Origin of the sequence: Snodgrassella sp. B3088 (genome assembly GCF_026535815.1) — a bacterium.
In the GTDB taxonomy this organism is placed as follows: domain Bacteria; phylum Pseudomonadota; class Gammaproteobacteria; order Burkholderiales; family Neisseriaceae; genus Snodgrassella; species Snodgrassella alvi_E.
Genome location: NZ_JAFNPG010000027.1, coordinates 1 through 3,944, shown reverse-complemented (window position 1 = coordinate 3,944; position 3,944 = coordinate 1). Strand labels below are relative to the sequence as shown.

6 protein-coding genes are annotated in these 3,944 nt (G+C 34.0%); 1 reads left to right on the top strand and 5 read right to left on the bottom strand.

Annotated features, from left to right (window positions below; all coding sequences use genetic code 11):
• Window positions 1-538: 538 nt before the first annotated feature.
• From J3U75_RS09140 to J3U75_RS09130, 3 genes are all read right to left on the bottom strand, one after another.
• The gene (locus J3U75_RS09140) at window positions 539-757 is read right to left on the bottom strand and encodes a hypothetical protein (RefSeq protein ID WP_267391649.1); all 219 of its coding nucleotides are present in this window, start codon (window positions 755-757) and stop codon (window positions 539-541) included.
• A 113-nt stretch (window positions 758-870) separates the two neighbouring features.
• Window positions 871-1,050: a hypothetical protein gene (locus J3U75_RS09135; protein ID WP_267391648.1), complete on the bottom strand. Its 180-nt coding sequence runs from the start codon at window positions 1,048-1,050 to the stop codon at window positions 871-873.
• Window positions 1,051-1,392: 342 nt separating this feature from the next.
• Entirely contained in the window at window positions 1,393-2,058 is a 666-nt protein-coding gene (locus tag J3U75_RS09130; RefSeq protein ID WP_267391647.1) for an RHS repeat domain-containing protein, read from the bottom strand.
• Window positions 2,059-2,067: 9 nt separating this feature from the next.
• On the opposite strand from J3U75_RS09130, the gene J3U75_RS09125 reads away from it, so the two are divergent.
• Window positions 2,068-2,220 carry a hypothetical protein gene (locus tag J3U75_RS09125; protein ID WP_267391646.1) on the top strand — a complete coding sequence of 51 codons (153 nt, stop codon included), beginning with the start codon at window positions 2,068-2,070 and terminating at the stop codon, window positions 2,218-2,220.
• 22 nt (window positions 2,221-2,242) lie between these two features.
• Here the strand turns inward: J3U75_RS09125 and J3U75_RS09120 are convergent, their stop codons facing one another.
• Together J3U75_RS09120 and J3U75_RS09115 are read right to left on the bottom strand one after the other, a co-directional pair.
• Window positions 2,243-3,238, bottom strand: coding sequence for a tetratricopeptide repeat protein (locus J3U75_RS09120; RefSeq protein ID WP_267391645.1), 996 nt, complete (start codon window positions 3,236-3,238; stop codon window positions 2,243-2,245).
• A gap of 75 nt (window positions 3,239-3,313) precedes the next feature.
• Window positions 3,314-3,944: RHS repeat-associated core domain-containing protein (locus J3U75_RS09115; protein ID WP_267391644.1), on the bottom strand; the 631-nt coding region annotated here is incomplete at its 5' end.

The following is a 3,944-nucleotide window of genomic DNA, read 5'->3' as shown; positions in this document are numbered from 1 at the left end:
TCGTAATACTGTCCCGGAAACCTCAGGTTCATGGTGATTTGGTTATTTGCATCCAGTTCGCTGTTGCCAAATGCATCACTGTTAATTTTCCAGCTTTGTTCTCCTGCACTGTTTATTGCTCGTTATGGGGTGCCTAGATGGTCTGTTATTAAATAGTGATAGGTTGCTAATTTGGTTTTTGACCTTCGTTTATGCTGGCCTGCCGCAATGGCTGATATCCCTATCACAGTCTGTTCCTAGCCGTACGCTACTGTAGATGTAGCATATGGATTTGCCTTTTGCAGTTTTGATAGTGCTAATGCCATATGGATCAATAGCTGGTCATTGCTGGTATAGGTTAAATCATTGATCTATTCTTTTCTTTCTCCCATTTAATCAATTAATTCTGCTAATTGAACAGTCATTTTCCAAATCATCTGGAGCTGCCAATTCAATTGTAATTGGCATTATTCTGTAAAATCTGGCCGCTGCTCTGGTCTTTCTATTTTAGTTTTACCAGAGCTAAGCGGTCCCATCGGTTAAACTAATAAATTTTTGCCTACAGATAAATGATTTCATGACAAAAATCTTTATCGATTATAAACACTTCTATTCTAAAACCTTTAGGATAATCTTTAAAACCTGATACATTCTCCCGTTTCTTTTTTTCTTCAAGTGCTCTTTCTAATGAGGAAAAAGTGCCAATTTCGAATTGTGTTAAACCATTTTGTTTTGTCTCTTTAGCGTGAATTAATGTATAAACTTTGTTTTCTATCATTTTTATTACCATTTAAAAGTTTTATTATTAGATTATTTATATTGTGACAAAACCTCCACGCCACCAATCTGCATCTAAAGAAATTTCATAAATCTCTAGTCTTCTTAAATTACTTAGATAATAAAATTTCGAAAAATTTTTTTTCTTTCCAAAGCTATTTCATAAGTACTATAAACCCCTAATATTTGGCTTATCTCAGCATCAAAATCTTCTGAATCAGGAGACTCAAGGGCTATTTGTTTATCACCATGATAAGAATAAGTTTCATAACATAACTGAAATACTGAAATCATTAAAATAATCCTTATTAAATTAAATTTACTACCGTCTATTTTAATTAGACTTTAAATGTAAATTAATTAACTATTTTAAATTATAGTCTATTTATAACCTCTCCATGCTTTTTTAATTTGACTATACTCTGATCCCGAACCTTTCTTTGATTTTGGTAAAACTGTATCTTTCCCATATTTTTCTTTAATTAATCTAATAGCATATTGCTCAGGAGTTTCATCTTTATATGGTGGTTTTCCTCTTGCCCAGTCGGGAGTATCGTCAGCAACTTCTTTACCTGATTGCTTTGAAATTCGTTTTTTAAATTCTCTTTTGCAATCAGAGTCTTTAGGATCACAATCTCAATTAGGAGAATTAGAACTACTATTTAAATCGATATCTACTTCATTACACTCTTTTCCCTTTTTTCTTTTATTTTTAGTTTTGTTTAAGATAGCAATTGATGGAAGTGATCCTAATTCTTTATTTCGATTTTTTATATTTTGATATAACCCATACAATGAATCACTTACAAATTTATTACATGCTGGTGACACTACACATGCACTTAAAATAGTGGCTCCTATTAATACTGGAACTATTACTTGAGCCAACTCCCCAGTTGGGTCACTATATACCAGCGGATTTCCACCTACATACCCATACGTGTTTACTCCTCCTGCTAACCCTATCGGGTCACTCTGAATATATCTCCCCGTCTTCGCGTCGTAATTCCTGAAGTAGTTGTACGACAGTCCGGTCTCTTCGTCGTAATACTGTCCCGGAAACCTCAGGTTCATGGTGATTTGGTTATTGGCATCCAGTTCGCTGTTGCCAAACGCATCACTGGTAATCTTCCAGCTCTGTTCTCCTGCACTGTTTATTGCTAGTTGTGGGGTGCCAAGATGATCTGTTATTAGGTAGTGATAGCTGGCATTTTTTAGGGTTTGGCCTTCATTTAGATTGGCCTGCCATAAGGTGCTGGTACCCCAGTCGCTGTCTGGTGCCCAACCGTACGCTACTTGCATCCGTCCTGTTTGATCCAGTTCGGCTATCAGCCCTTCGCTGTTGTAGATGTAGTAGGTGGTTTTGCCATTTACGGTTTTGCTGATACGCCGGCCAAATGGGTCGTATTGGTAGCTGGCTATTTCTCCGCTGTCGTTGCTGAGTTTACTCAGTCTCTCGAATGATTAATTTTCATCATAAAATTAATCATTTATGTGATAATTGTTTTAATAAAGATTTTGCTTCATAAATTAGATCTATAGTTGATGTTTTACTTTTAAGAACTTGTTTTAGAAATTTTTTTACTTTTAAATTTTCTTTTTCGGAAATATTGAATAATTTTGCCAACAACAAAGTAGCTCTATCGCTACCATGATTTTTAGCTTGTTTTAAATAAGTATAGTACAAATCCAGTTTTTGTGTATCCCTATATAAATAAGCCAAATTTAATAAACTATCAACGCTCCCTGCACGAATTGCTTTTTTATACCAAAAAATACTATTTTTATAATTCAATTCAACACCTAATCCATATTGGTATATTCTTCCCAAATAATCCATCGCTGTATAACTTTTATTCTCGTTAGCTAATTTTATAAATTGTCGATAGGATTTTTCATAATTCTCTAAATTAAAATTTATCTCTGCACAAATCAGTTTTCCAAAAATTTTATTGTTCAACTTTGTGGCTTTTCCTATACTTACATTTTTTTTAATATTATTTTTTTTAATATTAATATTTTTCATAATATGGTGTGCTTCTTCTATAGCATAATCAGAAACATCCCTACTGTTTAAAACCACATTAAGTAATCTTCTTACTCTTTTATGTTCTTTTTTACTTATATTATACAATTTAGCTAAATCTAATGCAGCCTCATCATCTCCTTCTTTTAAAGCACGGTATAATATATATTTCGAAGCTTGCAAATCTCCCATCTGTCGATAAGTTACTGCAATATTAGATAAATAACTATTATCTTCTAAATTTGCATTTGCTTCCCAAATTAGTGCTTTATTTAGGTTTTGACTCAGAAACTCGGAATTACCAAACATACGGCCTATTTCCCACATGCTAGAAGCCACCTTATTCCTAGCCAGCATATAGTTGATAGAAAATGATTTTTTATAATGTTTTTGTATTTCAGCCTTAGAGGCAATACTTTCAAGCTGACTCAACTTTTTTTCACTATAAATTTTCACAATAAACCTCTTTTGTTTGTCAGGCCACAATACTTATAGTTGAAGTTGTAGCCTGATATTTGTAAATTTAGATATTTACTGGAGCACACTAACTGTTGCCCCTGTTGCAACAACTCCCCCTGCTACAACTCCACATGGCTCCATCATTATACATATAATTCCACCTACTACCGCGACAGTTCCTAATATAATTCCTGTTTTAGAAGTTGATTGTTCGTTTTGTTCACCTTCATTTTCTGGTTTATCACAGCTTTGACCTTTTTTTGGCCTTTTTCTATTGCTACCATCTTCATTTTTATATTCATCCCAATCTTCGGGCTTTTCTACACTACGTTTCTTTTTGCCCCATTGATCAAACTCAAAAACTTTTCCTGGATTTTTTTTATCTAACCTCCAATGTTTATACGGATTATCAGTTCCATGTGAATTCTTAGTTCTATTTCTTTCCCCTTTACTATTTTGACGACCACCTCTACCAGCCAATCCATAAAAATCAATAAAATTCAAAGGGTTCGAGTAGGAATATTCATAAATATTTATACCACCATTCAACCCTATCGGGTCATTCTGAATATATCTCCCCGTCTTCGCGTCGTAATCCCTGAAATAGTTATACGTTAGTCCGGTCTCTTCGTCGTAATACTGTCCCGGAAACCTCAGGTTCATGGTGATTTGGTTATTTGCATCCAGTTCGCTGTTGCCAAAT